The following is a 26,459-nucleotide window of genomic DNA, read 5'->3' as shown; positions in this document are numbered from 1 at the left end:
ATGACCGTCGTGCCCGACTCCCTCACCCTGGGCTCGCTGCGCGTCGACACCCCCGTCGTGCTCGCGCCGATGGCCGGCATCACCAACGCCGCCTACCGACGCCTCTGCGCCGAGCAGGGCGCCGGCCTCTACGTCTGCGAGATGATCACCAGCCGCGGCCTCGTCGAGGGCGACGAGACGACGAGGAAGATGCTGGTCTTCGACGAGCTCGAGTCGGTGCGCTCCGTCCAGCTCTACGGCACCGACCCGGTCTACATCGGCAAGGCGGTGGAGATCCTCTGCGCCGACCACGGCGTGGCCCACGTCGACCTGAACTTCGGCTGCCCGGTGCCCAAGGTCACTCGCAAGGGCGGCGGGGGAGCGCTGCCGTGGAAGCGGGGCCTCCTCGGCGAGATCCTCGAGCACGCCGTAGCGGCCGCAGCGCCGTACGACGTGCCGGTGACGATGAAGACCCGCAAGGGCCTCGACGACGACCACCTGACCTACCTCGACGCCGGTCGGATCGCCCAGGAGAGCGGCGTCGCCGCGATCGCCCTGCACGGGCGCACCGTGCAGCAGGCCTACTCGGGTCAGGCCGACTGGGACGCCATCGCGGCCCTCGTCGACCACGTCGACATCCCCGTCCTCGGCAACGGCGACATCTGGGAGGCGGCCGACGCCGTCCGGATGGTCGAGCAGACCGGCGCCGCGGGCGTCGTCGTGGGTCGCGGCTGCCTGGGCCGTCCCTGGCTCTTCCGCGACCTGGCGGCAGCATTCCACGGCGAGGACGTCGCCACGCTGCCGACCCTCGGCGAGGTCAAGGCGATGATGCGCCGCCACGCCGAGCTGCTGTCGGAGCACATGGGGGAGGAGCGGGGCTGCAAGGAGTTCCGCAAGCACATCACCTGGTACCTCAAGGGCTTCCCGGCCGGCGGCGAGCTGCGCCACCAGCTGGCTCTCGTCGACTCCCTCGCCTCGCTCGACGAGCTGCTCGCGGGCCTCGATGACAGCGCGCCGTTCCCCGAGCGCGAGCTCGGCACGCCCCGCGGCCGGCAGGGGGCCCCGCGCAAGAGGGTCGTGCTCCCCGAGGGGTGGCTCGACGACACCGACGGGCGCGACGCGCACCTGCGCGAGGACGTCGACGAGACCACCGGCGGCTGATCCGGGGCCCCTGTGTCGTACGCACGGATCCGCGCACGGGTGAGCCGGAACACGCCGATTTTTACCGGGGAAGATTGGGACAGCCCGAGATTCCTGTGCTTCACTCGATGATCGCGTCGACGTGGGCACGAGTTCTTCCCCCGTTTCCGGGCTCGTGGATCGGCGCAACGTCCCCCGACAGCAACCGCAAAGGATCAGCGCTGTGGCTCAGCATCGCCACAAGCGGGAAACCCCTGCTACCACCACCCCCCGTCCGTCTCGGATCCCCCGCTCCGCCCTCGTCGCAGCACCGCTCGCCGTCGTGGCGACGCTCTCCGCAGTGACCATGGGAGTCCTCGCCGCAGAGCCGGCGACCAGCGACGACCTGCTGGCCTCGTCCAGCACCTCGCAGCCGACCGCCGAGCCGGGAGCCGACTCCGTCGACGACTCCGCGTTCCGTCGGCGCACCGAGACCACGACCGTCTCCCGCTCGCAGATCCGCACCGCCGCGAAGGCCGAGGCCGCCGCGCGCGAGAAGATCGAGGCGGCGCAGGTGGACAAGACGGCGCGCCGGCTCGCCAGGAAGACGGACGACTCGGTCTGGACGACCGACGTCCTCAACCTCTGGGACGGCCCGTCGGAGAAGTCCGACAAGCTCGGTGTCATCGGTGCCGTCAAGCAGGTATCGGTGACCGGTCGCACGCAGGCCGGCCGTACTCAGGTCGTCATCGACGGCCAGTCCCGCTGGGTCACCTCCGACTACCTCAGCGCGTCGAAGCCGAAGCCCGAGCCGAAGGAGCCCGCCGGCCCGAGCCTGGGCGGCGCGTGCACCAACGGCTCGTCCATCGACGCCGGTCGTGCGTCGCTCTACGACATCCACGACGTGGTGTGCGCCAACTGGCCGTCCATCACCAGCTACGGCACGTGGCGTGGTGACGGCGAGCACGGCCAGGGCCGTGCCATCGACATCATGGTCAGCGGCGAGACCGGCTGGGCCATCGCCAACTTCCTGCGCGCCAACTACTCCGCGCTGGGCATCGAGTACATCATCTACTCGCAGCAGATCTGGTCCGTGGAGCGCGCCGGCGAGGGCTGGCGCGGGATGTCCGACCGCGGGTCGGTCACCGCAAACCACTACGACCACGTCCACGTCACGGTCTACTGACCGGCACGTCGGAGCCGGGTCGTCGTCGGCGTCCGGCGTGCTCGCTAGGCTGACCCGCCGATGAGCATCGAGGAGCTGTACGACGACTCGGCGCGCGAGCGCGTCGTCGCCGAGCCGCCCAAGCGGGTGGAGGCGCCGGTGCGCCTGGCGTTCGAGCGCGACCGGGCGCGGGTCGTCCACGCGGCGGCGTCGCGCCGGCTGGCGGCCAAGACGCAGGTCGTCGGCCCGCAGACCGACGACTTCGTGCGCAACCGCCTCACGCACAGCCTCGAGGTGGCCCAGGTCGCCCGCGACCTCGCGCGCGCCATCGGGACGCACCCCGACATCGCGGAGACCGCGGCGCTTGCGCACGACCTCGGCCACCCGCCGTTCGGCCACAACGGCGAGCGGGTGCTCGCCGAGCTCAGCGCCGACTGCGGCGGCTTCGAGGGCAACGCGCAGACCCTGCGCCTGCTGACCCGGCTGGAGTCGAAGACCTTCGACGCCGACGGTCGCTCGGCCGGGCTCAACCTGACGCGCTCCACCCTCGACGCCTGCACGAAGTACCCGTGGGCGCGGGCGGAGGCGACCGGCCCCCACGGGGTCCACGCCGACGGCACGCCGCGCGTGGTCGTGAAGTTCGGCGTCTACGACGACGACCGGCCCGTCTTCGACTGGCTGCGGTCAGGGGTCGAGGGCCGTCGGCGCTGCCTCGAGGCGCAGGTGATGGACCTCGCCGACGACGTCGCCTACTCGGTGCACGACGTCGAGGACGGCATCGTGGCCGGTCGTCTCGACCTCACGCGGCTCGACCGCGACGCCCTCTGGGAGACCGTCCGCTCGTGGTACCTCCCCGGGATCGACGATGCCGCGCTCGACGTGGCGCTCGCCGACCTGCGCGCCGTGGGCAGCTGGCCCGGCTCGTCCTACGACGGCAGCAGGCGCAGCCTCGCCGCGATCAAGAACCTCACCAGCGACCTCATCGGCCGCTTCTGCGGCAGCGTGCAGCAGGCGACCCTCACCGCGACGGCGGGGGAGCCGCCCGTGCGGCACCGCGCCGACCTCGTGGTCCCGCAGGCCACCGAGGTCGAGATCGGCGTCCTCAAGGGGATCGCCGCCCACTACGTCATGCAGGCCGACGACCGCGTCGCGCTGATGGAGCGGCAGCGTCAGCTCGTCGCGGAGCTCGTCGAGGCGCTGTGGGCCTGTGGGGCCGACGCCCTCGACCCGGTCTTCGTCGAGGACTGGGAGAGGGCAGGCGACGACGCCGGCCGGAGGCGGGTGGTCGTGGACCAGGTCGCCTCCTTGACCGACGCCAGCGCCGTCGCGCGCCACGCCGCGCTCGTCTGAGCTACGGCAGGTTGCCCTGGGGGTAGGGGTCGTCCTGACGTGCCGTGCTGTCGGGGTGCAGCTGCTCCTCGAGGTCGGAGCGGTGCTCACCGTTGCTGTTGCCCGACGGGGTCACCTTGTCGGCGGCCGTGCTGGCGGCCGAGGTGACCTTGTCCTTCACCAAGGGGGCCTTGTCCTTGGCGAGGTCGGCGGCCTGGTGCGCCTTCTCCTGGACCCGCGGGTCCTCCTTGACGCGCGTGGCCGTCCTCTTGATCTGCTCGTAGCGCTCCCGGCCGGCACGGGCGCCGAGCACGTAGCCGACACCTCCGGCGATGAGCAGCGTGAGCTTGTTCATGGGGTCTCCCTTCCCTGGTTGTCTGCTGGACCTGGTTCAGTGGTCGCCGCGGCGCCGCCACAGCAGCAGCACCACGGCCATCGCCACGAGCGATCCGGCGGCCGCGATCACCTCGGTGCGCGGCTTGCCGGTGTCGGTCGTGGCGGCGTCCTTGATCGAGGCCACCCGCTGCTGCGCCTGCGACTTCACGTCGAGCTTCGCGGCGAGCTGGTCGACGGTGCCGGCCAGCTGCTCACGCTGCAGCGCGATCTCCGCCTCGAGCTGCTCGGGCGTCTTCTCCGGCGTCTGGTCACTCATGGTGGTCTCCCTTCACCGTCGCGATGTCCTCCTTCAGCCCGTGGATCGCCCGCTCCGGCGCCGGCGGCCCGGCCTCGGCGACCTTGTTGCGGCCGACCAGCCCGGCGACGGCGGCGCCGGCGAGGAGGACCAGCGCCACGATGAGGCCGGCCAGCCAGGCGTCGACGACGAGCGCGAGGGCGATGATCGCGGTCGCCACGAGCGACCCGAACGCGAAGAAGCCGAGCAGGCCGGCCACGCTGAACATGCCGATGCCGACACCCGCGCGCTTGCCCTTCTGGGCGACCTCCGCCTGGGCGAGGCGCATCTCCGAGCGGATGAGCTCGGGGAGCTGCTGGCTGAGCTGGTGGACGAGCGCTCCGAGGGTCTGGTCCTGCGCCTGACTCTCTGGCGCTCCGTGCTGAGCAGTCATGCTTCGACCTTCCCAGACGCCTCGGCGGGGCACCAGCGACGTACGCCCCAAGGGGTGGCCGTACGTCCACGCGGGCGGCTCCGACGGCCGTTGTGGAGACTCCGCCGTGGCCGTGGGAGGACGCCCGTAGACTCCCGGGCGTGGCAGGCCGGATTCGCGACGACGACATCGCCGAGGTGCGCGAGAAGGCGCGGATCGACGACGTGGTGTCGGGCTACGTCACGCTCAAGCGCGCCGGGGGCGGGTCGCTCAAGGGCCTGTGCCCCTTCCACGACGAGAAGACGCCGTCGTTCAACGTCAACCCGGCCCGCCAGTTCTTCCACTGCTTCGGCTGCGGCGAGGGCGGCGACGTCATCTCCTTCCTGATGAAGGTCGACGGGCTCACCTTCACCGAGGCCGTCGAGCGGCTCGCGGAGAAGTTCGGCGTCCAGCTGCGCCGCGAGGACGGCGACGACGAGCCCGTACGCCCGCGCGGACCGGCGCGCGGCCGGCTGATCGAGGCGCACAAGGTCGCCCAGGAGTTCTACGCCGAGCAGCTCTCCGGCCCCGACGCCGTGGTCGCGCGCCAGTTCCTGCACGAGCGCGGGTTCGACCAGGCCGCGGCCACCACCTTCGGGGTCGGCTTCGCACCCCGCGACGGCGAGGCGCTCGTGCGCCACCTCCGCGGCCGGCGCTTCACCGACGAGGAGTCGGTCGCCGCCGGGCTCGTCGCGCTCGGCCGCTCCCACTACGACCGCTTCCGCGGCCGCCTGGTGTGGCCGATCCGCGAGGCCAACGGCGACACGATCGGCTTCGGCGCACGCCGCATCTTCGACGACGACCGCATCGAGGCGAAGTACCTCAACACCTCCGAGACCGCGATCTACAAGAAGAGCCAGGTGCTCTACGGCATCGACCTCGCCCGCACCGCGATGAAGGACAGCCAGCAGGCCGTCGTCGTCGAGGGCTACACCGACGTGATGGCCTGCCACCTCGCAGGCGTGAAGACGGCCGTCGCCTCGTGCGGCACGGCCTTCGGCCAGGACCACGCGCGCGTGCTGCGCCGCTTCCTCGGCGACCACGGCACCACCAGCGGTGAGGTGATCTTCACCTTCGACGGCGACTCGGCCGGGCAGAAGGCGGCCATGAAGGTGCTCGACAGCGACCAGGTGTTCGCCTCGCAGACCTACGTCGCGGTCGCCCCCGAGGGGATGGACCCCTGCGACCTGCGCCTGAAGGAGGGCGACGAGGCCGTGCGCGAGCTGGTCGCCAGCCGCCAGCCGCTCTACCGCTTCGCCCTCGACAACGTCCTCACCCGCTACGACCTCGATCGCGCAGACGGCCGCGTCGACGCGCTGCGCGACGCCGCCGGCCTGGTCGCCGGCATCCGCGACAAGACCAAGGTCGAGTCGTTCTCCCGCGAGCTCGCCCACATGGTCGGGGTCGACCTCGACCAGGTGCGTGCGGAGGTGCGTCGGGCCGCGGAGCGACCCGCCGGCGGTGCCAGGGACGAGCGCCGGCCCGTCCGCGGCGGCGACGGCGCACAGGCGCCCGAGCCGGCCAGGCCGGCCCTGCCCAGCCTGTCCGACCCCCGCTTCCTCATCGAGCGTGAGCTGCTCAAGCTCGTCATCCAGCACCCCGCCGGGGTGGGTCGCACGACCACCCACGTGACCACGGCCGACTTCACCCACCCGACGTTCCAGGGCGTCTGGGAGGCGGTGACGGCGGCCGGCGGACCCGTCGCCGGGGTCGACGACGCCGGCTGGGCGGCCAAGGTGCGCGGGTCGGCCACGGATCCCGCCGTCGTCGCGGCGGTCACCGAGCTCGGTGTCGAGCCGGTGCGTGGCACGACCGACCCCAACCCGACGTTCGCCGTGGCCTACGTCTACCGGCTCCAGGAGCTCACCACGTCCCGCCGCATCGCCGACGTCAAGGCCCGCCTCCAGCGCACCAACCCCGTCGAGCACGCCCTCGACTACAACCGCATGTTCGGCGAGCTCGTCGTGCTCGAGCAGCACCGCCGCAAGCTGCGCGAGGGTGCCGTGGGCCAGCCGGGAGGTCAGTCCTGATGTTGCCCATCAGCTGGCGGCGCCGCTCGCTCGTGCCCTCCGTCGCGGTGCCGCGCGGCGAGAAGGTGCTCGCCATGACCACCGCATCCGACGGCGCGGTCCTCGCCGGCACCCGCGACGCCTTCTACGTCGTGCGCGACGGCGAGACCCGGCGCGTGCCCTGGGAGCAGGTCGAGGCGGCCAACTGGGACCGCGACACCGACGTCTTCCGCCTCGCCGAGGTCGGCAGCTGGGGCGAGGAACGTCCCGTGCACACCGCCACGCTCACCGACCCGGGCCGGCTGCTCGAGCTGGTCCGCGAACGCGTCACCGCGAGCGTCGTGCTCCAGCGCCACGTGTCCCTCGGACGACGTCGCGGCCTGCGGGTGATCGCGCGCCGCGCGCCGTCGGGCGCGGGTGGTGTCCAGTGGGTCTACGAGTACGACGAGGGTGTCGACCCCGCCGACCCGGAGGTCCGTGCCGCTGCCCTCGAGGCGCTCGAGCTGGCCCGCCGCGACGTCGGCCTGCCCTGATTTCACCCGCGGTGCCGCGGCTTGCTAAGGTTTCGCCTCGCTGCACAAGCGATCCCCTGTAGCTCAACTGGCAGAGCATTCGGCTGTTAACCGGAGGGTTGTTGGTTCGAGTCCAACCGGGGGAGCCGGAGAAGGGCCCTCGATCCGCGGAGACGTGGATCGAGGGCCCTTCGCCACGTGGTGCCCGCCGCGACGATCGGATGATGACGATCGGATGATGCAGCGGGATCGGGGTACGGCGTGCCATGGACTCCGACATCACGCTCGTCGTCGACGGCACACCCCACGCGGTCACGGTCGACACCCGGACCACCCTGCTGGACGCGATGCGCGAGCGCCTGGGCGTGACCTCGCCGAAGAAGGGGTGCGACCACGGCCAGTGCGGCAGCTGCACCGTGCTGCTCGACGGGCGCCGGCACCTCACCTGCCTGGCGCTGGCGGTCGCGCACGACGGCAGCGAGGTCGTCACCGCGGCCGGCCTGGCCGCCGGGGGGCTGCACCCGGTGCAGGAGGCGTTCCTCGCCCACGACGGCTACCAGTGTGGCTACTGCACCCCCGGCCAGGTCTGCTCAGCGGTCGGCATGCTGGAGGAGGTCCGGCAGGGGCACCCGAGCCACGCCACCTCGGACCTGGGGGCGGAGGTCGACCTGGACGACGACGAGATCCGCGAGCGGATGAGCGGCAACCTGTGTCGCTGCGGAGCGTACCCGGGCATCCTGGCCGCCGTGCGCGAGGCGGCGAGCCGATGATCCCGCTGGACTACCGGCGGGCCACGTCCGCACGGGAGGCCGTCGAGCTGGTGTCCGACCACCCGGGGGCGCGGTTCGTGGCCGGCGGCAGCAACCTGGTCGACCACCTCAAGCTCGGCGTGGCCGCGCCGCCCATGCTGGTCGACGTCAGCCGTCTGCCCCTCGACACGATCGAGGAGCGGTCCGGCGAGGACGCGTCCGACGGGTGGCTGCGCATCGGCGCCAACGTCCGCAACAGCGACATGGCAGCCCACGAGGTCGTGCGGTCGCGGTTCCCGGTCGTCGCGCGGGCGCTGCTCGCCGGGGCGTCCGGGCAGATCCGCAACCAGGCCACCACCGCGGGCAACCTGCTCCAGCGGACCAGGTGCGTGTACTTCCAGGACGTCACCACGCCGTGCAACAAGCGTGAGCCGGGCAGCGGCTGCTCGGCGATCGACGGCTACGGCCGCTACAACGCCGTCCTGGGCGCCAGCGCCGCCTGCGTGACGACCCATCCCTCCGACCTGGCGGTCGCACTGGCCGCCGTGGACGCGGAGGTCGTGGTGCTGGGTGCCGAAGGGGAGAGGCGCCTCGCCTTCGAGGACCTGCACCGCCTGCCCGGTGACCGCCCGGACGTGGACACCACCCTCGCCCCGGAGGACCTGGTGGTCGCCGTCGAGCTCCCACTGGGCCATGCGGCCGAGCTGTCGACGTACGCCAAGGTGCGGGACCGGGCCTCCTATGCCTTCGCCCTGGTCTCGGTGGCCGCGACCCTGCGGCTCCACGGCGACCGCATCGACGAGGTGCGCCTCGCGTGGGGCGGCGTGGCGCACAAGCCGTGGCGCGCGCGGCGTGCCGAGGCGGCGCTCGCGGGGGTCGCGCTCGACGAACAGGCCGTGCGTGCCGCCGTGGACGACGAGTTGCTCGCGGCCACCGTCACCGAGGAGACCGCGTACAAGCTGGCGATGGTGCGCAACACCACCACCGCGACGCTCCTGAGCCTTGCCGAGGAGGCAGCACGATGACCGAGCAGCAGACCCGTCCTCTCACCCCGCGCTCGATGGGCACCTCGCTCGACCGGGTCGACGGGGTGGAGAAGGTCACCGGGCGCGCGTCGTACGCCGTGGAGCACCCCACCGACGGAGCGGAGACGCCTCTCAGCCTCTGGCTGGTGACCTCGACCGTGGCCAAGGGGCGGGTGACAGCGGTGGACCCGGCGGCCGCGCTCGCCCATCCGGGCGTGACCGCGGTGATCGACCACACGAGCGCGCCCCGCCTCGCCCAGACCGACAACGCCGAGCTGGCGATCCTCCAGGGCGACCGGGTCGGCTTCCGCGGCCAGGTCGTCGCCCTGGTGCTCGCGGAGACGTCGGAGGCGGCCCGGGAGGGGGCAGCCCTGGTGCGGGTGTCCTACGACCAGGAACCGCACGAGGCCGAGCTCCGGGAGGACAACGCGACCTACCGGCCCGAGCAGGTCAACCCGGCGATGGAGACCGACACCGCGGAGGGCGACGTTGACGCGGCCCTGGCATCGGCGCAGGTGGTCGTCGAGCAGACCTACCGCACCCCCTACGAGCACAACAACCCCCTCGAGCCGCACGCCACCCTCGCGTGGTGGGAGCAGCACGAGGGCCGCGACGTCCTGTCGATGTTCGACTCGACCCAGGGCGTCCACGGTGTCGTCCAGTCCCTGGCGCCGATGCTCGGCCTCGAGCCGGACCAGGTGCGGGTCCGGGCGCCCTACGTCGGTGGCGGGTTCGGCAGCAAGGGGGAGGCGCACGCCCACGTGATGGCCACCGCCCTCGCGGCGCGGACGACGGGTGGACGTCCGGTCCGGCTGGCCGTGACACGACAGCAGATGTTCTCCCTCACCGGCTACCGCACCGCGACCATCTCCCACGTGCGTCTCGGTGCCGGCCGCGACGGCCGGCTGGTCGCCGTCGAGCACGCGGTGCAGGAGCAGACGTCGGCCATCCGGGAGTTCGCCGAGCAGACCGCCGCGCCGACCCGGATGATGTACGCCGCCCCGAACCGCCGGACGAGCCACCGGCTCGCGCGTCTCGACGTCGCCGTGCCGTCGTGGATGCGGGCTCCCGGTGAGATGCCGGGGATGTACGCCCACGAGGTCGCGATGGACGAGCTCGCCGTCGCGTGCGGGTTGGACCCGATCGTCGTGCGCGAGCGCAACGAGCCGGACGTCGACCCCGAGACAGGGAACCCGTTCAACGACCGGCGGCTGCTGGACTGCCTCCACCGCGGCGCCGAGCGCTTCGGCTGGGACGCGCGCCCCGCCGAGCCCCGGGCGACGCTCGACGGTGACTGGTTCGTCGGGACCGGGGTGGCATCGGCGACGTACCCCGCGATGAAGCAGCCGGGCAACAGCGCCCGGGTGACGTCGCTGGACGACGGTCGCTACGAGGTGGCCATCGGCTCGGTCGACATCGGGACCGGTGCCCGCACCGTGCTCACCCAGATCGCCGCGGACGCCCTCGACGTCGACCCGGCACTGGTCGACGTCGTGATCGCCGACAGCCTGCTGCCGTCGGCCACGGTCGCCGGCGGGTCGTCCGGCACCAGCTCGTGGGGCTCGGCGATCGTCGCGGCCTCGCAGCTGTTCCGCAGCGACCACGGCACGAGGCCCGACCCCGGCCTGCACACGACGGCGTCCGCAGCCGACGACCCCGCGGCCGACGAGCTCGCGTTCCACTCGTTCGGTGCCGTCTTCGCCGAGGCCCGCGTCAACCGCTGGACGGGGGAGGTACGGGTGCCCCGGCTCCACGGCGTCTACTCGGTCGGTCGGGTGATCAATCCCAGGACGGCCCGCTCGCAGCTCGTCGGGGGGCTCGTGATGGGCCTCTCCGCCGGCCTGTTCGAGGAGTCGCACCGCGACCCGCGCTTCGGGCACGTGGTCACCCAGGACCTCGCCACCTACCACGTCGCCTCGCACGCCGACGTGCTCGACGTCGACGCCGAGTGGCTCGACGAGGCCGATGAGGTGTTCACCCCCATGGGCTCCCGCGGCATCGGCGAGATCGGCATCGTCGGCACTGCTGCCGCGGTGGCCAACGCGACGTTCCACGCCACCGGCGTGCGCGTGCGCTCGCTCCCTCTGACAGCCGACCACTTCCTGGACGCCTGACCCGCGGACGGATCGGCGCCGGTTCCACGGGGTACCGCGGGCCAGGTCCGTGCGGCGTCGCGACTCCGCAGGGACCAGGCCCGGGCGGTCAAGAAGCGGCCGCCCGGGCCGCCCCGTGCTCCTCGGGTGCCTCTATACGATGCGGGCGGGGTCGTCATCGAGGGAGGCGCGGGGATGGATCGTCACGAGTTCGGCCGGAGGCTGGCCGAGGCCGCACGCGGGATGTCAGGCACGCGCCATCCCGCAGACACCCTGCAGCGCATCGCCGCGATGGCGGTCGACCTGATCGACTCCTGCGACGTCGCCGGTGTCTGCGTGCTCCGACCGGGCCGCAACGACACCTGCGCCCACACCCACGCATCGGTCCAGGTGATGGACGACCTCCAGCACGACCTCGCCGAGGGGCCGGCCATGGGTGGTCCGACGACCCACGACGTGATCTCCGTCGGCGACCTCACCGGCGACGCCCCGTGGCCGCGGTGGGCGACCGAGGTCGTCGAGAGGACCGGGGTGCGGTCCTACCTCGGCTTCCGGCTGTTCGTGGAGGGTGACGACAGCATCGGACTGCTCAACCTCTACGCCTACGAGCCCCACGCGTTCGACCACGAGGACCAGCTCGACGGCCTGGTGGCGGCCGCCCATGCCTCGGTCGCGCTCAGCGCCACCGTGCGCCACGACCAGCTGCACACCGCCCTGACCAGCCGCCAGCTCATCGGCGAGGCGACCGGCATCCTGCGTGAGCGGTTCGCGCTGACGTCCGACCAGGCCTTCGCCGTGCTCAAGCGGCTCTCCTCGCAGCAGAACATCAAGCTCTTCGCCGTGGCCCAGCAGGTGGTCGAGACGGGCACCCTGCCCGGCTCGGCGCCGTGACCCGGCCCTGGCTCCCGGTTGCCGTGGCGTAACGCTTCCGCGGTCGCGTGTGAACTGTGCGTTACGCCGCCCCGGTCCCGTGCCGAGCCGCGGCATGGTGGCTCCATGAGCGCAGGACCGATGGACGACGACCACGACCGCTGCGAGTTCGTCGTACGCCCCGATGGGACCGTGGTCGGGCACGACGGTGCGGCGGGAGCGCTGGCCGCCGCCCTGCCCTACACGGGTCGGCTGGCGCGTCGCGCCGGCGAGCTCGTGCACGTGGGTGACCTGCGGGCGATGGAGGCGCTGGGCGCGCGCCGCCTGACCGTCGGGGTGACCTGGACCCCCGCCGGTGAGGGCACCTACCGGGCTGTGCTGGTGCGCGCCGAGCCCCGCACGCTTCCCACCTTCATGGTGGTCGGGGGTGCGGACACGACCGCGACGGTGGTCCACTGCCTCGACCGCGTCCTGTCGGTGGACGGTGTGCGGTGGGCCGGGGTCGTCACGGCCGGGTCGCGGGTCGTCGCCACCGCGGGCGACCGGACGGCGACCGGCCACCTCGACGAGGTGGGCAACCGCATGCTCGCGATCCTGCGCTCGTTCGAGGACCAGCAGGTGGCCGGGTTCGTGCGGCTGCGGTTCGAGGAGGCGTCCGTCGTCGGCGCGTCGCTCGGCCGCCACGCGCTGGTGGCCTGCACGAATGCCACCGACGACGACGGGCTGCTCGCCACGGTCGACGAGGTGCGGGCCATCCTGGCCGACCGCGACCTGTCCACGGTGTCGATGCAGGACTCGGCAGTCGAGGCAGTCGAGGAACTCGAGGAGGGAGCCGACGAGGTCGTCGCCCCGGTGGCGCCCACTGCGCCACCGCTCGTGGGGGCGCGGTTCGCCGGCGCAGCGCCACGTGAGCCGCGGGAGTCGCGCAGGGGTCGGCGGAGGTTCGGGCGGGGGAGCCTCAGCCCCAGCCCAGGGGAAACACCTCGAACGTCGACGCGTGGGTGACGCCGAGCCCTTGGCCACCACCACGCAGGATCCCGTCGAGGAACTCCTCGGGGTCCCAGCCCTCCCAGCCGAGCCCCTCGATGTAGGCCCGGTGCTCCTTCAGTGACGCGACGCCGGCTGCGAACGTGTCCGTCACGTCCACGGCGTGCCCGGCCTGCGGTGACCCGCCCGCCCAGACCGCCTTCACGCCGCCCCACGGCTCGAGGCCGTCGGTCAGCTGCTCGGGGAACACCCAGCGGTTCCCCGCGTCGCGCACCGCGTCGAGGAGCGCCTTGCCGACGGCGATGTGGTCGGCCTGGTTGAGGCTGGTGCCGCCGAACGTCTCGCGGAAGTTGATGGTCAGGGCGACGTCGGGGCGCTGCTCGCGCACCACCTTCGCGAGCACGCGCCGCAGCTCTACGCCGTACTCCAGGACCCCGTCGGGCAGTCGCAGGAACAGCACCTCGTCGACGCCGACAGCGGCGGCCGACGCGATCTCCTCCGCCTCCCGCAGGGGGCCGCACTCGTCGGGGCGGATGCCGTCGATCCCGGCCTCACCGCTGGTCACCATGCAGTAGACGACGCGCTTGCCCTGTCCGGTCCACCGGGCGACCGCCGCCGCGGAGCCGTACTCGATGTCGTCCGGGTGCGCGACGACGAACAGGGCACTGTCCCAGTCCTCGGGCAGCGGTTCGAAGGACGGGGGCGTGGGGCGCTCGGCGGTCATGCTCCGAGCATGGCACCGGAGGAACGACCTGTCTGCGGATGCAAGTTGTGCAGTGAAACACAAGACTTACTCATATATGGTCATCGCATGACCTCGTACGCGCCCACCCGTCGTGGACTCCTCACCGCTGCCGCCGCCCTCGCCGGCGTCGCGGCCGCTCCCACCTCCGTGTGGCGCGCAACGCCCGCGTCGGCCGCGTCCCCCTTCATCCTCAAGCCCACCCCGCCCGACTACTTCACGGACTTCGGGACGAACGCCGAGATGCGCTGGGGCTCGGTCGACCCGCAGCGCTACCTCACGCCGCAGTCGCGGCTGTTCGTGCGCAACCACACCCGCACGCCCCGGATCGACCGGTCCACCTACGCGCTGCGGGTGTACGGCGACGGGCTGGCGACGCCGAGGGCGGAGGGAGAGGCGCTGACCCTGTCGTTCGCCGACCTCCAACGGCTGCCGCACCACGAGCTCACCGCCGTCGTGGAGTGCACCGGCAACGGACGGAGCCACTTCAAGGCCCAGCAGGGCCAGGCCGTGTCCGGCACCGCCTGGACGCTCGGCGCCGTCGGGACCGTGCGCTGGACGGGCGTGCGGCTGCGCGACGTCCTCGCCTCCGTCGGGCTGTCACCCGACGCGGTGTCCATCCAGGCCACCGGGCTGGACGACCCCTTCGTCTCGGGCGGCACGGACTACGGCCGGGTGCGTCGGCCGTTCCCGGTGGAGAAGGCGCTCGACGACGCGCTGCTCGCGTGGGGGATCAACGGCCAGGACCTGCTGCCCGACCACGGCTATCCGCTGCGACTGGTGCTGCCGGGCTGGGTGGGCATCGCGAGCATCAAGTGGCTCGGGTCGCTCGAGGTGTCGACGACCCAGCTGACGTCGCCGTGGAACACCACCTTCTACCGGATGGTCGGCCCCGACTGGCCTGCCGACTCCCCGCCCCTCACGGTCAACCCGGTGCGCTCGGCATGGGAGCTGGCCCCCGACCAGGTGCTGCCGTCGCGGCCGGTCACCCTCACCGGTCGGTCGTGGAGCGGCGCGGGGCGCATCAGTCGCGTCTCGGTGAGCCTCGACGGCGGGGAGCGCTGGCGTCCCGCCGTCCTGGACCGACGGTCGCGCGAGGACGGGGGCTGGACGCAGTGGTCGGTGCGCTGGGGCAACCCGCGCCGCGGGCGCCACGAGCTGCTCGCCCGGGCCACCGACGAGCAGGGACGCACGCAGCCGCTCGTGGCCGCCTTCAACACCCAGGGCTACTTCTTCGACGCGGTCGTGCGCCACCCCGTGCAGGTCGTCTGACCGGCAGGTGGCTCCGGGGTCGGCGTCAGGCCATCACGCCGACGGTCTGCGGGGCGAAGCCCGGGAAGACCTGCGCGACCGAGACCCCGAACCTCCGGGTGACGACCTCCGCCAGCACGCTGCGGTAGTCGGTGGTCACGAGGAGGTCGGCGTCGAGGGTGTCGGACAGGCCCGGCCACGAGCCGTAGTAGCGCCCGCCCCGGACCCCGGCACCGGCGACGAACATGACGTTGCCGAAGCCGTGGTCCGTGCCGTAGCCGTCGTTCTCGCGCACCCTGCGGCCGAACTCGCTCAGGGTCACGAGCGTCACCCGCTCGGCAGCCGGGCCGAGGTCGGCGAAGAAGGCCGCGATCGAGCTCGCGAGGTCGCCCGCGTTGCGCCTCATGTCGCCCCACTCGAGCGTGCCGGCGTCGGTGTGCATGTCCCAGTCGCCCTGGTCGACGGTGACCACCTCCGTTGCGACGCCCGAGCGCACGATCCGGGAGACGTCCGAGAGCGCCCTGCCCAGCCCGCTGTCGGGGTAGGCGGGGGCGGGTACGCCGACGGGGGTGTCCCGGGCGGCACCGAAGGTCTGCGCCCCCGAGATCGCGTCGCGCACCGCGCGGCTCATCGGGTCGCGGCCCCGCCACGCGTGCGCCAGGGAGGCCAGCCGCCGGCCCTCCTCGTCGGTGCCGGCCACCCTGGCCTGGTCGACCCGGCCGACCACGAACGCCGGCTGGGCGCCGAAGAGGGAGGTGGGGGCCTGGTTGCCCATGGCGGTGCCCTGCAGCGGCGAGGTGCCGGGCAGCTCGCCCAGGAGGCGGTTGAGCCAGCCGGTGCGCTCGGACGAGCCGGGCGCCGCGTCCTCGATGGCCTCCATCGCCGCGAAGTGCGACCGGTTGGGCGTGGCCATGCCGGTGGCGTGCACGGCGGCCAACCGGCCGGCGTCCCACATGGGCAGCAGCGGCGCGAGGGCGGGGTGCAGGCCGAACATCGCGTCCGGCGCCAGCAGCGCGGTGTGCGGGATGCCCAGGCGCGGACGCGCGGCGTAGTAGACGGGGTCGCCGTGCGGCACGACGAGCGACAATCCGTCGGCCGCGCCGCGCAGGGAGAGGAGGACCAGCACCGAGCCACCCGGCGCTGCCAGCCGGGCGGCGCTGTGACCGGTGACGGCGTACGCCGACGGGCCGGCGCCGGTCAGCGACGGACCGAGTGCGACGGCGCCGCCGGCGAGGGCGGTGCCGAGCAGGGCACGCCGGCTCAGCGCCAGACGGGCCTCGTCGTAGTCGGGGCAGCCGCAGGGAGCCGTGGGGGAGGAAGTCATGTCAGCATGCCAGGTGGTCGGGGGAGTCGAGGACGGCGGCCAGCAGCCGCGGGAAGCCCCACTGGTACAGGGCGTGGTCGCGGTCGATCTTCTCCCGGGCCTTGCAGCCGGTGGCGAGGACCGCGGTCTGCACCAGGCGCTTGCTCGCCGGGCGGTGCAGCAGGTCGCGACTGACCGCGTCGACGAGGTCCTTGAAGCGCACCGGCTTCTTCGCCGGCACCCAGGCGCCCGGGGTGCGGTAGCGGATGCCCTCGGAGGGCCACCAGCCACCGGCCATCGCGTAGTGCACGTCCATCGAGCCGAGCGCGCGTGATGGGGACGCCCACACGGCGTCGGTGACGGGTGTGCCGTCGGGGCGCGGCCAGGCGTGGGGCGTGAGCCCGAGCCGGGACGCCTGCCAGAGGATCGCGTTGGAGGCGGAGTCGTTGCGGCTCGGGCGACCGACCTCGACGCCCAGCGCCCGGTAGGTGGCGACGACGTCCTCGCTCGGGTCGCGCAGCTTGTCGCCCGCAGAGGACCGGAACTCCTTGCTGGCCACGAGGGCGCGGAGCACCGGCACGATCTCGGTGTCGTTGCGCAGGTAGACCTTCGCCAGCCGCTTCACGAGTGCCCGCGGCGGGTCGTCGCGCACGAACTTCGTCGCCAGCCGCTCGCAGACGTGGTGCGCGGTCAGCGGATGGTGGGCCAGGTAGCGGAGGTACTCCCGGGTGACATCGCGGCCGTCGGCCTTCCGGTTCTTGTGGGCGAACCCCTTGACCTGCACCTTCCCGGTCGCGTGGTCCTCCTTGACGTAGGACGCCTTCCACGTCTCCCAGAGGTCGACGTGGTGGCCGGTGAGGATGCGGGCCGACGCCTTGACGTCGTCCTCGTCGTAGTTGCCGGCACCGAGCGTGTGCAGCTCGAGCAGCTCACGACCCAGGTTCTCGTTCGGCGCACGCTTCGTCGACGTCGCGGCGGACAGGAAGATCAGCATGGCCGGGTGCGTCGTGGTCGCGGCCAGCAGCTCGTCGAAGCGACCGAGGGCGTGGCGCCGGACCGTGTCGCCGTAGTCCACCCGCCAGGTGAAGTGGGCGTCGCCGCTCACCGGCACGTGGAGCATCGCCTCCCAGAACTCGGTCATCTTCTCCAGCACCGGCCGCCGCGTGCGGATGCGGCGCACGAGCAGCCACCGGCCGTAGTCCTCCATGACCTGCCAACCGCCGCGGACCTCCTGGACCTGGCGCTGCCACAGGTCGCGCGGCTTCCGGTCGAGGTCGGGCCACCACCGTCGCACGGCATCGGCCGCCCCGTCCGGGAACGAGCCCGGCCGGGTGAGCTGCCGCTCGAACCACGCTGGTGCCCCGCCGGCACGGCGTACGTCGCGCGCGAGCGTTGCGTCGATGCCGTAGCCGAAGCGCGTCACCAGGTGACGCTGCGACGGGGGCAGCAGAGCAGACCGATCCTTGGCCACCGAGGTCCTCCCGTACCCGAGCCGCTTCGAAAGACGCATCACTGTCCCACGAGCGGCCGCGGACGCGAAGTCGAACGCCGAATCGCGTTTGCCTGTGGGGCGACGGGTGGGGTCGGATGGTGCGGTGGAGATCGAGGAGCTGGACGCGACCGACCCCGCCGCCCGAGCCGTCTGGCACGCCGTGATGGACCGGTCGGTGCGGGCCGACCGCCCGCACGCGCTGGTCACCACGGCCGCGGCGTTCGAGGTCACCGCCACCGCGCCGAGCCCCCACTACGCCCGCACGTGGTTGCAGGCCGTCGCCGCGGGCGAGGTCGTCGGGGTCGCCGAGCTCGAGCTGCCGTTGACCGAGAACACCGACGTCGCGTGGGCGGAGGTCGACGTCCTGCCCACCCACCGGCGCCGCGGCGTCGGTCGCGCTCTGTGGCAGGCCGTGGTGGCGCGCGCCCGGGCCGAGGGCCGCGCGAGGCTCGGGGGAGAGGTGACGGTCGACCTCACCTCCCCGGGCCCCGCCCACGAGTTCGCCGCCGCGATGGGCTCGGTCGACAAGCACCGCGAGGACCACCTCGTCGCCGAGCTCCCGGTCGTCACGTCACCCGTCGACCCGGCGTACGACGTCGTCACCTGGCGAGGCCGCTGCCCCGACGAGCACCGGGCGGCCTACCTCGCGATGCGCAACCAGATGAACGTCGACGTCCCGACCGGTGACCTCGACCTCGAGCCCGAGGTGCTCGACGACGCGCGGCTGGCTGCGTCGGAGGAGCGACTCATGAGGGCGTACGACGTGCGGGTGGCCGCAGCCCGCCGACGCTCGGACGGCTCGTTCGGCGGCTACTCGCTGCTCTTCGTCCCGCACGGCACCGACTACGGCTGGCAGGACGACACGCTGGTGATGCCCCAGCACCGTGGGCACCGGCTCGGCGCCGCCCTCAAGTGCGCCAACTACGCCCGCCTGCCGGACGACGTCCGCCTCGTCCACACCTGGACCGCACCGTCGAACACGGCCATGCACCACACCAACACCGCGCTCGGCTTCCGCGTCGTGGAGCACGTGTACGAGGTCGAGGCGCCCATCGCCTAGGGTTTCGGCCCGAGGGGCGGTAGCTCAGTCGGTCAGAGCAGAGGACTCATAATCCTTGGGTCGTGGGTTCGAGCCCCACCCGCCCTACGCAGTGCATGTCCCGACGCGCTATCCCTCACCGGCGATGAGGAAGCTGTCACCCTCCTGCGCGAGCTGCAGCTGTCCCTGCTCGGTCCGCGTCCGGCCCGCCGTGGTCACGTAGTCGATCGTGTACGTCGTGGTCAGCGACCGCGGGTCGGCCTTGATGGCCCGCGGGCTCGCCGACTCGATCGTGCTCCAGAAGCCGCTGTAGCGGTCGAAGCCGCCGCTCTCCGCCTGGAACTCCGGCGTGAGCATCGCGAAGGTCGTCTCGGGGTCGGAGGTGACCGTCGAGAAGTAGTCCTCGACGAACGCGCGCATCGCCGCGGGGGTGCCGCCGGACGCGTTGGACGGGCTGGGCTCGGTGGTCGGCTCGTCGGTGGTGGACGGGCTCTCGCTGGGGCTGTCGCTCGGGCTCTCGGACGGGGTGTCCGAGGTCGGCTCCTGGGATGCGCTCGGTGACTCGCCGCCCCCTCCCGCGTTGCTCGGCTCCTCGTCACGCGGCCACAGCAGCCAGGCGCCGATGCCCGCCACCAGGACGAGCGCGAGCACCGCGGCCAGCCAGCCCGCCGGGGACCGGCGCGACCTCGTGGGCGCCGGTGTCGGAGCCGGGGCCGGAGCCGGGGCCGGTGTCGGGGTCGGTCTCGGCGCCGCGACAGGAGCCGCAGCCGGTACGTCGTCCTCTGTCGGTTGCTGCGCGGTCATGACGGCCGTCGGCGGCTCGTCCTGCATCCGCGCACCGCCACCGGGGACCGGCGCCTCCGAGCGCTCGCCGCGCGCGATCCGGCGCAGGTCGTCGCGCACCCTCGCCACGGGCCAGCGCTGCGCGGGCTCCTTGACGAGCATCGTCGCCAGCAGCCCGGCGGCCGGGTGGTCGTCGGGAAGGCGGGGCGGCTCGTCGTGGACGATCTTGTAGAGCCCGCCCAGCACGTTGTCCCCGACGTCGTACGGCGGCCTGCCGACCAGCGCGTGGAACAGCGTGGCGCCGAGCGACCAGACGTCGCTGGCCGCCGTCGCCGGCTCGCCGGTCGCCACCTCCGGCGCGAGGTAGGCGGGGGAGCCCGTGATCAGTCCGGTCTGGGTGAGCACGGTGTCGCTGGCGGCCCGCGCGATGCCGAAGTCGCCGAGCTTCGCGCGGTCGTCACCGCCCACGAAGATGTTGCTCGGCTTGACGTCGCGGTGCACGATGCCGGCCGTGCCGGCCTGGACGAGCGCGTCTGCGGCCTGGGCCAGGATCGCCGCCGCGCGGCGGACGGGGAGCGGGCCGCCGGCCGTGACGAGCTCGGCGAGGGTGTGCCCCTCGACGTGCTCCATCACGAGCCAGTAGCAGTCCTCGTCCTTGACGAGGTCGAAGATCGACACGACGTGCTGGTGGTTGATGCCCGCCGCCAGGCGCGCCTCGCGCTGGGCGCGCGACACGTCGTCGGCAGTGGTCCCGGGCAGCAGGCCGATGCGCTTCACCGCGACCTGGCGGTCCAGCAGCTCGTCGTGCGCGAGGTGGACGACACCGGCGCCTCCGCGGCCGATCTCCTTCTCCACGCGATACCTGCCTGCGATCACGTAGTCCCCTTCCGTGGCTGACGTTCAAGGCTAGCCACGAGCACGAAGGCGGCCTCACACCCGTTGGGACCAGTCGGGCCACGAGTCGGGTACTAGCACCATCGGCCATCTCGCCCGCGCCGCCGCGGGCGACGAGGCTGGGTCCACCTACTGAGGAGGACCCATGAACAGCACGATCAGCAGCACCACCCACCTCGCCCGGTCGCTCGCCGTCGGGGTGGCCCTCGCCGGGCTGGGCGTCGGCACCGTGGGCGCGGGCACCGCCGGAGCCGCACAGGTCGACCACCCGTCCTCGCTCCGCGGTGGTCACGACGACCCGCCCGGCGACGACAACGGCGGGCACGGTGGCGACGACGGCGCGGGCGACGACCACGGCGGCGGCGGTGGCGGCGGGGGTGACGACGACGACCGGGTGATCCGCACCGGGAGCTGCAGCGGCGGAGCCCGCTGGAAGCTCAAGGTCAAGACCGACGACGGCCGCCTCGAGGTCGAGGGCGAGGTCGACTCCAACGTCGCCGGCCAGCGCTGGCGCTGGGCGCTGCGCCACAACGGCTCCGTGAGCGATCGCGGGGTCGCCACCACCACCGCGCGCAGCGGCTCGTTCGAGGTCGAGCGCAAGGTGGTCAACCTCGCCGGCACCGACGCCCTGGTGTTCCGCGCCGTGCGTGACGGCCAGGTGTGCCGGGGTGTGGTCAACTACTGACCTCATCGGAGGTACGCCCCATGCGCTGGTTGACGAATCCCGTGGCTCAGTTCCTGGCCGCGGGATTCGTCACGCTCGTCGTCGTCGTGGTCGCCACCGGCGCCCTGAGCCGCTCGGCCGCCGACGAGGAGGCGATCGCCGACGCGCGCTCGCTGACCTGGGTGCTCGCCCGGTCCGTGGCCCAGCCGGCGATCCCGCCCGGTCTGGTCGACGGCGACGCCGCCGCGATCGACCGCATGGACCGTACGGCGCTCGACCGGCTGCTCGTCGACGACGTGCTGCGCATCAAGCTGTGGGATGCCGACGGCACCGTGCTCTACAGCGACCGGACCGAGCTGATCGGCGCGGTCTACCCGCTCGGCGACGACGAGCTGGAGGTGCTCGCGGACGGGGGCACCGATGCCGAGCTGTCCGACCTCAGCCGGCCGGAGAACCGCTTCGAGCGTGACCTGGGCGGCGACCTCCTGGAGGTCTACACCCGCGTCCGCTCGCCAGAGGGGGAGCCGCTCCTGTTCGAGGCCTACCTCGGCGTCGACGACATCCGCGCGAGCCGGACGCAGATCCTCGACCGGTTCCTCCCCATCACCATCGGCGCCCTGGCCGCGCTCGTCGCCCTCGGCACCCCGCTGGTCGTCCTGCTGTCCCGGCGGCTGTCACGTGCCGCCCGCGAGCGTGAGCGCCTGCTCGAGGCGGCCGTCCGCGCCTCCGACGCGGAGCGGCTGCGCATCGCCCGCGACCTCCACGACGGCGTCGTGCAGGACCTGTCCGGCTCGTCCATGGCCCTGTCGGCGCTGGCCGCCCATGCGGACGGGCCGCGCCGTCGCGAGCTCGAGGACGTCGGGCGCTCCCTGCGGGTGAGCATGCGGTCGCTGCGGTCGCTGCTCGTCGAGATCTACCCGCCGGACCTGCACACCGCCGGCCTGGCCGCCGCGGTCGACGACCTGGTCGCCCCGCTCGTCGCAGCCGGTACGACGGTCGACGTCGACGTCAGCGACGCCGACCGCGCGCCCCGCCCGGCCGTCGCACTCGTGTGGCGGGTCGCCCAGGAGTCGGTGCGCAACGTGGCACGCCATGCCCGCGCGGAGCGCATGTCGCTGACCGTCCGGCGCGAGGACGACCGGCTGGTGCTCGAGGTGGTCGACGACGGTGTGGGCTTCGACCCCGGCGCCGTGGCGACCGACGACCACTTCGGCCTGCGCGCAGCCGAGAGCCTCGTGCGCGAGCACGGCGGCACCTGGGAGGTGGAGTCCACGCCGGGCTCGGGCACGATGGTCCGCGTGGAGGTGCCGGTCGGATGATCCGCGTCGTGGTGGCCGACGACCACGCCGTCGTACGGCGGGGCCTGGCGGGCCTCATCGAGTCGACCGACGACCTCGAGGTGGTCGGTGTGGCCAGGGACGGCAGCGAGGCCGTCGACCTGGTGCGGGAGCACCGGCCCGACGTGGCGGTGATGGACCTCCAGATGCCCGTCCTCGACGGTGTCGCAGCCACCCGCGCGATCGTCGGCGAGGGGACCGGCACGGAGGTCCTGGTTCTGACGTCCTTCTCGGACTTCGCCCGCATCGACGCCGCCATCGAGGCCGGGGCGGTGGGCTACCTGCTCAAGGACGCCGAGCCCGACGTGCTCCTCGACGGCATCCGCGCGGTCGCGCGCGGCGGGTCACCGCTGGACCCGCGCGCCGCGCGCCGGCTGCTGTCGCGCCGGGCGACGGCGGCCGGCTCAGCGCCGTCGGAGGACGTCGACGGCGCCGCGCTGTCGCCCCGTGAGGCGGAGGTGCTCCGGCTCGTGGTCGAGGGCCTGCTCAACAAGCAGATCGCTCAGCGGCTCGGCATCACCGAGCGCACCGTCAAGGCACACCTCACCTCGGCCTACCAGCGCATCGGCGTCGCCGACCGCACCCAGGCCGCCCTGTGGGCGCAGCGCCACGACCTCGGTGGACCAGCGACCGGGTGACTATCCCTCGCCGGCGATGAGCAGCTGGTCGTCGAACCGCTCGAGCTGCAGCCGCACGCGCTGGGTGTTCCGGTCGCCGGACTTCATCACGTAGTCGACCGTGTAGCCCACCGTCAGGTCCGACGGGTCGCTGGCGACCTCGGCCAGGGACGCGGACCGCACCCGGCCCCACCACCCCATGTAGCCCTCGTAGCCGCCGCTCGCCTGCTGGAACTCGGGCGTCAGCCGGTCGAAGGCCGCGCGGGGGTCGCTCGTGACGGTCGCGAGGTAGGAGGTGATGAAGGCGTCCATCTGCTCGCGGGTGTCCTCCGCCGTCACGGTCGGAGCGCTGCTGCTGCTCGTGGCCTCCGACGTCTCGGCCGAGCGCGTCTGCTGCTCGTCGGGCAGCGCCTCGGGTGTGCCCCGACCTGCCCAGACGTACGCCGCCACGACGGCCGCGACCGCGAGCACCGCGGCGGCCGCCAACCACCCCCATCGGGCGCCGTGGCGGCGGGCCGGGGCAGGGGACGGCGCGGGCTGCGCCTGCGGCAGCACGCCGGTCGCCTGGCGGGTCGGCGCCGGAGCGGGCGCGGCGACCACGGTGGAGCGCTGCCCGCGGGCGATGCGTGCGAGCTCGTCATGCACCTGCGGCATCGACCAGCGCGCCTCGGTGTCGCGGTTCATCATCACCGTCAGCAGGCCGGCCATGGGGTGGTCGTCGGGCAGCCGCGGCGGGTCCTCGTGGACGATCTTGTAGAGCGCACCGATCAGGTTGTCGCCGACGTCGTACGGCGGCTTGCCGGTGACCGCGTGGTAGAGCGTCGCGCCGAGCGACCACACGTCGCTCGCGGGCGTGGCCGACGAGCCGGACGCGACCTCGGGCGCGAGGTAGGCGGGGGAGCCGGTCACCAGCCCGGTCTGGGTGAGCGAGGGGTCGTCCTCCGAGCGGGCGATGCCGAAGTCGTTCAGCTTCGCCCCGCCGCCGGCGATCATGATGTTGCTCGGCTTGACGTCACGGTGCACGATGCCGTGCCCGTGCGCCTCGACGAGGGCGTCCGCGGTCTGCGCCAGCAACGTCGCCGCCTCGGTGGCGGCCAGGGGACCCGAGGTGCGCACCCGCTCGCTCAGCGTCTCCCCGTCGACGTACTCCATCACCAGCCAGCGCACGTCCTCCTCGTCGACGAGGTCGAACACGGACACCACGTGCGGGTGGTTGAGGGCGGCGGCGAGCCGGGCCTCGCGCTCGGCGCGCTCGAGCTCGGCACTGTCCGAACCCGGGATCAGGCCGATGCGCTTGATCGCCACCTGGCGTCCGAGGACCTCGTCGAGCGCGAGGTGCACCGTTCCGGAGCCACCGCGGCCGATCTGCCTCTCGAGCCGGTACCTGCCTGCGATCACGTGCCGAACCTCCTGCGTCCTCGACCTAGGCTAGTGCCCACAGACCAGTCCACCTCACCCGAAGGAACTCACGTGACCAGCCCCAACGTCCTCGACGAGCTGGAGTGGCGCGGCCTCATCGCGCACTCCACCGACCGCGACGCGCTCCGCGCTGCGCTGGGCGAGGGGAGCATCAAGTTCTATGTGGGCTTCGACCCGACCGCGCCGAGCCTCCACATGGGCAACCTGGTCCAGCTGGTGACCGCCCGCCGTCTCCAGGACGCGGGGCACACGCCCTACATCCTCGTCGGCGGCGCCACCGGCATGATCGGCGACCCGCGTGACTCGGGCGAGCGCACGCTGAACTCGCTGGACACGGTCAAGGAGTGGACCGAGCGCGTCCGCCAGCAGGTCTCGCGCTTCGTCACCTTCGAGGGCGCCAACGCGGCCACGACGGTCAACAACTACGACTGGACCGCCTCGCTCTCGACGATCGACTTCCTGCGCGACATCGGCAAGCACTTCCCGGTCAACCGGATGCTCGCCCGCGACACCGTCAAGCGACGCCTCGAGTCCGGGATCAGCTACACCGAGTTCTCCTACGTGCTGCTGCAGTCGATGGACTACCTCAACCTGTTCCGCGAGCACGGGGTGGCGCTCCAGTTCGGTGGCTCCGACCAGTGGGGCAACATCACGGGCGGCGCCGAGCTGGTGCGCCGCGTCACGGGCGAGAGCGTCTACGCCTTCGCCACGCCACTGATCACCAAGGCCGACGGCACCAAGTACGGCAAGACCGAGGGCGGTGCGCTCTGGCTCGACCCGGGGATGATGTCGCCCTACGCCTTCCACCAGTTCTGGCTCAACGTCGAGGACGAGAAGGTCGGGGAGCTGCTGCGCATCTTCACGTTCCTCTCCCGCGAGGAGATCGAGGACCTCGAGCAGCAGCATGCGGACAAGCCGTTCCTGCGCGCCGGCCAGAAGCGCCTGGCCGACGAGGTCACCGCGCTGGTGCACGGTGCCGACGAGGTCGAGCACGCCAAGGCCGCGGCCGCCGCCCTGTTCGGTGGGGGAGACCTGTCGGGCATCAAGCCCGACACCCTCGCCGCCGCACTCAGGGAGGCGGGCGGTACGACGCTCCCCGCCGGCGACCTGCCCGGCATCCTCGACCTCCTCGTGGCCGCCGGGCTCGCGAAGAGCAAGGGGGAGGCCCGGCGCACCGTCGCCGAGGGCGGCGCCTACCTCAACAACGTGCGCGTGGAGGACCCCGACCTCCAGCCCACCACCTCGGACCTGGTTGCCGGCGCCTGGCTCGTGCTGCGTCGCGGCAAGAAGAACTTCGCGGGCGTCGAAGTGGCCTGAGGGCGTCGGTCGGATGGCCGGCAGATGACCCCGCGATGGGGCGTCGGAGGGAAGCGGACACGCTCCTCCCCGGCGCCCCATCCGTCACAACATGCCTCTGACCTGCGGAAACGAAGATGTGCTCGCGGTCACACCGTTTCGATTTGCACGATCCCAGCGGTCCGCATAATGTTCTCTCTGTCGCCAGGGAGCGGCGGGGAGCAAGACCGGTCAGGTCGGGCTCCCGGCCCCGGGCAGGACAACCCGAAGCGGTCATCGGTCACGGTGACACCACCGGGTCAGAGCGAAACAGCCGAGGATTTGCCTCGCCAGAAAGTCGCTCGCTACGTTTGACCAGTTGCCCCACGCAACCGAGATCCTCACCGGATCGCGATGTGGGTGCGTCTGATTCTTGAGAACTCAACAGTGTGTTTGATTAGTCGACGAATTAGTTTGTTATGCCCCGTTGACATCAGCGTTTGCTCGTCATCTTTGGTGGTGGGTGTTGGTGTCGCGGTTTCTTTGACAATGATTCTGGCGATGCCTCTGACTGTGATGGTTGGGGGTGTCTTTCGCTAGTTTTGTTCAGTCGGGGGATGTGGCTCTTATTGATAGTCGCCTGGCCCTTTTTTGTGGGGGTTGGGTTGATGGTTTTCGATGGAGAGTTTGATCCTGGCTCAGGACGAACGCTGGCGGCGTGCTT

24 protein-coding genes and 2 tRNA genes are annotated in these 26,459 nt (G+C 72.4%); 18 read left to right on the top strand and 8 right to left on the bottom strand.

Annotation, left to right across the window (positions count from 1 at the left end; genetic code table 11):
• The 3 genes from dusB to AC3A3L_RS00120 all read left to right on the top strand — a co-directional run bounded on the left by dusB (nucleotide 1) and on the right by AC3A3L_RS00120 (nucleotide 3,613).
• Nucleotides 1-1,140, top strand: a complete 1,140-nt coding sequence (gene dusB / locus AC3A3L_RS00130; protein ID WP_487638002.1) for a tRNA dihydrouridine synthase DusB — start codon at nucleotides 1-3, stop codon at nucleotides 1,138-1,140.
• 325 nt (nucleotides 1,141-1,465) lie between these two features.
• A complete protein-coding gene (locus AC3A3L_RS00125; RefSeq protein WP_487639813.1) occupies nucleotides 1,466-2,284 on the top strand; it encodes a VldE C-terminal domain-containing protein in 819 nt (272 codons plus the stop codon).
• A gap of 60 nt (nucleotides 2,285-2,344) precedes the next feature.
• Nucleotides 2,345-3,613: a deoxyguanosinetriphosphate triphosphohydrolase gene (locus AC3A3L_RS00120; RefSeq protein WP_487638001.1), complete on the top strand. Its 1,269-nt coding sequence runs from the start codon at nucleotides 2,345-2,347 to the stop codon at nucleotides 3,611-3,613.
• Nucleotide 3,614: 1 nt separating this feature from the next.
• Here AC3A3L_RS00120 and AC3A3L_RS00115 read toward each other — a convergent pair whose 3' ends face one another.
• From AC3A3L_RS00115 to AC3A3L_RS00105, 3 genes are read right to left on the bottom strand one after another with little or no spacing between them, the layout of a single operon-like run.
• Complete coding sequence (locus tag AC3A3L_RS00115) at nucleotides 3,615-3,947, bottom strand: hypothetical protein (RefSeq protein ID WP_487638000.1); 333 nt, start codon at nucleotides 3,945-3,947, stop codon at nucleotides 3,615-3,617.
• Between the two features lie 36 nt (nucleotides 3,948-3,983).
• Nucleotides 3,984-4,244: a DUF3618 domain-containing protein gene (locus AC3A3L_RS00110; RefSeq protein ID WP_487637999.1), complete on the bottom strand. Its 261-nt coding sequence runs from the start codon at nucleotides 4,242-4,244 to the stop codon at nucleotides 3,984-3,986.
• Nucleotides 4,237-4,656 (bottom strand): phage holin family protein, encoded by a 420-nt coding sequence (locus AC3A3L_RS00105; protein ID WP_487637998.1) that lies wholly within the window; start codon nucleotides 4,654-4,656, stop codon nucleotides 4,237-4,239. Before AC3A3L_RS00105 ends, AC3A3L_RS00110 begins: the two co-directional genes overlap by 8 nt.
• A 140-nt stretch (nucleotides 4,657-4,796) precedes the next feature.
• Here AC3A3L_RS00105 and dnaG point away from each other — a divergent pair, with 140 nt between their 5' ends.
• The 8 genes from dnaG to AC3A3L_RS00065 all read left to right on the top strand — a co-directional run bounded on the left by dnaG (nucleotide 4,797) and on the right by AC3A3L_RS00065 (nucleotide 12,937).
• Complete coding sequence (dnaG, locus tag AC3A3L_RS00100) at nucleotides 4,797-6,704, top strand: DNA primase (RefSeq protein ID WP_487637997.1); 1,908 nt, start codon at nucleotides 4,797-4,799, stop codon at nucleotides 6,702-6,704.
• Nucleotides 6,704-7,216 (top strand): hypothetical protein, encoded by a 513-nt coding sequence (locus AC3A3L_RS00095; protein WP_487637996.1) that lies wholly within the window; start codon nucleotides 6,704-6,706, stop codon nucleotides 7,214-7,216. Before dnaG ends, AC3A3L_RS00095 begins: the two co-directional genes overlap by 1 nt.
• A gap of 52 nt (nucleotides 7,217-7,268) precedes the next feature.
• Nucleotides 7,269-7,341, top strand: a tRNA-Asn gene (locus AC3A3L_RS00090).
• A gap of 120 nt (nucleotides 7,342-7,461) precedes the next feature.
• The gene (locus tag AC3A3L_RS00085) at nucleotides 7,462-7,965 is read left to right on the top strand and encodes a 2Fe-2S iron-sulfur cluster-binding protein (protein WP_487637995.1); all 504 of its coding nucleotides are present in this window, start codon (nucleotides 7,462-7,464) and stop codon (nucleotides 7,963-7,965) included.
• Nucleotides 7,962-8,969 carry an FAD binding domain-containing protein gene (locus AC3A3L_RS00080; protein WP_487637994.1) on the top strand — a complete coding sequence of 336 codons (1,008 nt, stop codon included), beginning with the start codon at nucleotides 7,962-7,964 and terminating at the stop codon, nucleotides 8,967-8,969. The genes AC3A3L_RS00085 and AC3A3L_RS00080 overlap by 4 nt, the downstream gene beginning before the upstream one ends.
• Nucleotides 8,966-11,083 carry a xanthine dehydrogenase family protein molybdopterin-binding subunit gene (locus tag AC3A3L_RS00075; protein ID WP_487637993.1) on the top strand — a complete coding sequence of 706 codons (2,118 nt, stop codon included), beginning with the start codon at nucleotides 8,966-8,968 and terminating at the stop codon, nucleotides 11,081-11,083. The genes AC3A3L_RS00080 and AC3A3L_RS00075 overlap by 4 nt, the downstream gene beginning before the upstream one ends.
• A gap of 174 nt (nucleotides 11,084-11,257) precedes the next feature.
• Nucleotides 11,258-11,953 (top strand): GAF and ANTAR domain-containing protein, encoded by a 696-nt coding sequence (locus AC3A3L_RS00070; RefSeq protein ID WP_487637992.1) that lies wholly within the window; start codon nucleotides 11,258-11,260, stop codon nucleotides 11,951-11,953.
• 105 nt (nucleotides 11,954-12,058) lie between these two features.
• Nucleotides 12,059-12,937, top strand: coding sequence for a hypothetical protein (locus AC3A3L_RS00065; RefSeq protein ID WP_487637991.1), 879 nt, complete (start codon nucleotides 12,059-12,061; stop codon nucleotides 12,935-12,937).
• Here the strand turns inward: AC3A3L_RS00065 and AC3A3L_RS00060 are convergent.
• Nucleotides 12,891-13,643 (bottom strand): PIG-L deacetylase family protein, encoded by a 753-nt coding sequence (locus AC3A3L_RS00060; protein WP_487637990.1) that lies wholly within the window; start codon nucleotides 13,641-13,643, stop codon nucleotides 12,891-12,893. The genes AC3A3L_RS00065 and AC3A3L_RS00060 overlap by 47 nt on opposite strands.
• An 87-nt stretch (nucleotides 13,644-13,730) precedes the next feature.
• Between AC3A3L_RS00060 and AC3A3L_RS00055 the strand changes: the two genes are divergently transcribed.
• The gene (locus AC3A3L_RS00055) at nucleotides 13,731-14,933 is read left to right on the top strand and encodes a sulfite oxidase (RefSeq protein WP_487637989.1); all 1,203 of its coding nucleotides are present in this window, start codon (nucleotides 13,731-13,733) and stop codon (nucleotides 14,931-14,933) included.
• Nucleotides 14,934-14,958: 25 nt separating this feature from the next.
• Here AC3A3L_RS00055 and AC3A3L_RS00050 read toward each other — a convergent pair whose 3' ends face one another.
• Nucleotides 14,959-16,236, bottom strand: a complete 1,278-nt coding sequence (locus tag AC3A3L_RS00050) for a DUF1501 domain-containing protein (protein WP_487637988.1) — start codon at nucleotides 16,234-16,236, stop codon at nucleotides 14,959-14,961.
• A gap of 1 nt (nucleotide 16,237) precedes the next feature.
• The gene (locus tag AC3A3L_RS00045; protein ID WP_487637987.1) at nucleotides 16,238-17,638 is read right to left on the bottom strand and encodes a DUF1800 domain-containing protein; all 1,401 of its coding nucleotides are present in this window, start codon (nucleotides 17,636-17,638) and stop codon (nucleotides 16,238-16,240) included.
• Between the two features lie 172 nt (nucleotides 17,639-17,810).
• Between AC3A3L_RS00045 and AC3A3L_RS00040 the strand changes: the two genes are divergently transcribed.
• Together AC3A3L_RS00040 and AC3A3L_RS00035 are read left to right on the top strand one after the other, a co-directional pair.
• Nucleotides 17,811-18,767, top strand: coding sequence for a GNAT family N-acetyltransferase (locus AC3A3L_RS00040; RefSeq protein WP_487637986.1), 957 nt, complete (start codon nucleotides 17,811-17,813; stop codon nucleotides 18,765-18,767).
• A 13-nt stretch (nucleotides 18,768-18,780) separates the two neighbouring features.
• Nucleotides 18,781-18,854: transfer RNA gene (locus tag AC3A3L_RS00035), tRNA-Ile, on the top strand.
• Nucleotides 18,855-18,875: 21 nt separating this feature from the next.
• Here the strand turns inward: AC3A3L_RS00035 and AC3A3L_RS00030 are convergent.
• The gene (locus AC3A3L_RS00030; RefSeq protein WP_487637985.1) at nucleotides 18,876-20,405 is read right to left on the bottom strand and encodes a serine/threonine-protein kinase; all 1,530 of its coding nucleotides are present in this window, start codon (nucleotides 20,403-20,405) and stop codon (nucleotides 18,876-18,878) included.
• 163 nt (nucleotides 20,406-20,568) lie between these two features.
• Here AC3A3L_RS00030 and AC3A3L_RS00025 point away from each other — a divergent pair, with 163 nt between their 5' ends.
• Genes AC3A3L_RS00025 through AC3A3L_RS00015 form a run of 3 tightly spaced genes read left to right on the top strand, consistent with a single transcriptional unit; the run spans nucleotide 20,569 to nucleotide 23,062 of the window.
• The gene (locus AC3A3L_RS00025; RefSeq protein ID WP_487637984.1) at nucleotides 20,569-21,108 is read left to right on the top strand and encodes a hypothetical protein; all 540 of its coding nucleotides are present in this window, start codon (nucleotides 20,569-20,571) and stop codon (nucleotides 21,106-21,108) included.
• A 41-nt stretch (nucleotides 21,109-21,149) separates the two neighbouring features.
• On the top strand, nucleotides 21,150-22,406 hold the full coding sequence (locus AC3A3L_RS00020; protein WP_487637983.1) for a sensor histidine kinase: 1,257 nt from the start codon (nucleotides 21,150-21,152) through the stop codon (nucleotides 22,404-22,406).
• Nucleotides 22,403-23,062, top strand: a complete 660-nt coding sequence (locus AC3A3L_RS00015) for a response regulator (RefSeq protein WP_487637982.1) — start codon at nucleotides 22,403-22,405, stop codon at nucleotides 23,060-23,062. Before AC3A3L_RS00020 ends, AC3A3L_RS00015 begins: the two co-directional genes overlap by 4 nt.
• On the opposite strand, the gene AC3A3L_RS00010 is transcribed toward AC3A3L_RS00015, so the two are convergent.
• Nucleotides 23,063-24,439, bottom strand: a complete 1,377-nt coding sequence (locus AC3A3L_RS00010) for a serine/threonine-protein kinase (protein ID WP_487637981.1) — start codon at nucleotides 24,437-24,439, stop codon at nucleotides 23,063-23,065. It lies immediately after the preceding gene.
• A 72-nt stretch (nucleotides 24,440-24,511) separates the two neighbouring features.
• Between AC3A3L_RS00010 and tyrS the strand changes: the two genes are divergently transcribed.
• Nucleotides 24,512-25,777 carry a tyrosine--tRNA ligase gene (gene tyrS / locus AC3A3L_RS00005; RefSeq protein WP_487637980.1) on the top strand — a complete coding sequence of 422 codons (1,266 nt, stop codon included), beginning with the start codon at nucleotides 24,512-24,514 and terminating at the stop codon, nucleotides 25,775-25,777.
• Nucleotides 25,778-26,459 lie beyond the last annotated feature (682 nt).

It is taken from the genome of Nocardioides sp. Soil_C_8 (assembly GCF_057656315.1).
The sequence above is the reverse complement of the archived record's forward strand: the minus strand, read 5'-3'. Positions and strand labels throughout refer to the sequence as shown.

Coding starts and splice junctions, on each gene's coding strand:
- dusB (WP_487638002.1), top strand. CDS start 1: ATGACCGTCGTGCCCGACTCCCTCACCCTGGGCTCGCTGCGCGTCGAC.
- AC3A3L_RS00125 (WP_487639813.1), top strand. CDS start 1,466: ATGGGAGTCCTCGCCGCAGAGCCGGCGACCAGCGACGACCTGCTGGCC.
- AC3A3L_RS00120 (WP_487638001.1), top strand. CDS start 2,345: ATGAGCATCGAGGAGCTGTACGACGACTCGGCGCGCGAGCGCGTCGTC.
- AC3A3L_RS00115 (WP_487638000.1), bottom strand. CDS start 3,947: ATGAACAAGCTCACGCTGCTCATCGCCGGAGGTGTCGGCTACGTGCTC.
- AC3A3L_RS00110 (WP_487637999.1), bottom strand. CDS start 4,244: ATGAGTGACCAGACGCCGGAGAAGACGCCCGAGCAGCTCGAGGCGGAG.
- AC3A3L_RS00105 (WP_487637998.1), bottom strand. CDS start 4,656: ATGACTGCTCAGCACGGAGCGCCAGAGAGTCAGGCGCAGGACCAGACC.
- AC3A3L_RS00095 (WP_487637996.1), top strand. CDS start 6,704: ATGTTGCCCATCAGCTGGCGGCGCCGCTCGCTCGTGCCCTCCGTCGCG.
- AC3A3L_RS00085 (WP_487637995.1), top strand. CDS start 7,462: ATGGACTCCGACATCACGCTCGTCGTCGACGGCACACCCCACGCGGTC.
- AC3A3L_RS00080 (WP_487637994.1), top strand. CDS start 7,962: ATGATCCCGCTGGACTACCGGCGGGCCACGTCCGCACGGGAGGCCGTC.
- AC3A3L_RS00075 (WP_487637993.1), top strand. CDS start 8,966: ATGACCGAGCAGCAGACCCGTCCTCTCACCCCGCGCTCGATGGGCACC.
- AC3A3L_RS00070 (WP_487637992.1), top strand. CDS start 11,258: ATGGATCGTCACGAGTTCGGCCGGAGGCTGGCCGAGGCCGCACGCGGG.
- AC3A3L_RS00065 (WP_487637991.1), top strand. CDS start 12,059: ATGAGCGCAGGACCGATGGACGACGACCACGACCGCTGCGAGTTCGTC.
- AC3A3L_RS00060 (WP_487637990.1), bottom strand. CDS start 13,643: ATGACCGCCGAGCGCCCCACGCCCCCGTCCTTCGAACCGCTGCCCGAG.
- AC3A3L_RS00055 (WP_487637989.1), top strand. CDS start 13,731: ATGACCTCGTACGCGCCCACCCGTCGTGGACTCCTCACCGCTGCCGCC.
- AC3A3L_RS00050 (WP_487637988.1), bottom strand. CDS start 16,236: ATGACTTCCTCCCCCACGGCTCCCTGCGGCTGCCCCGACTACGACGAG.
- AC3A3L_RS00025 (WP_487637984.1), top strand. CDS start 20,569: ATGAACAGCACGATCAGCAGCACCACCCACCTCGCCCGGTCGCTCGCC.
- AC3A3L_RS00015 (WP_487637982.1), top strand. CDS start 22,403: ATGATCCGCGTCGTGGTGGCCGACGACCACGCCGTCGTACGGCGGGGC.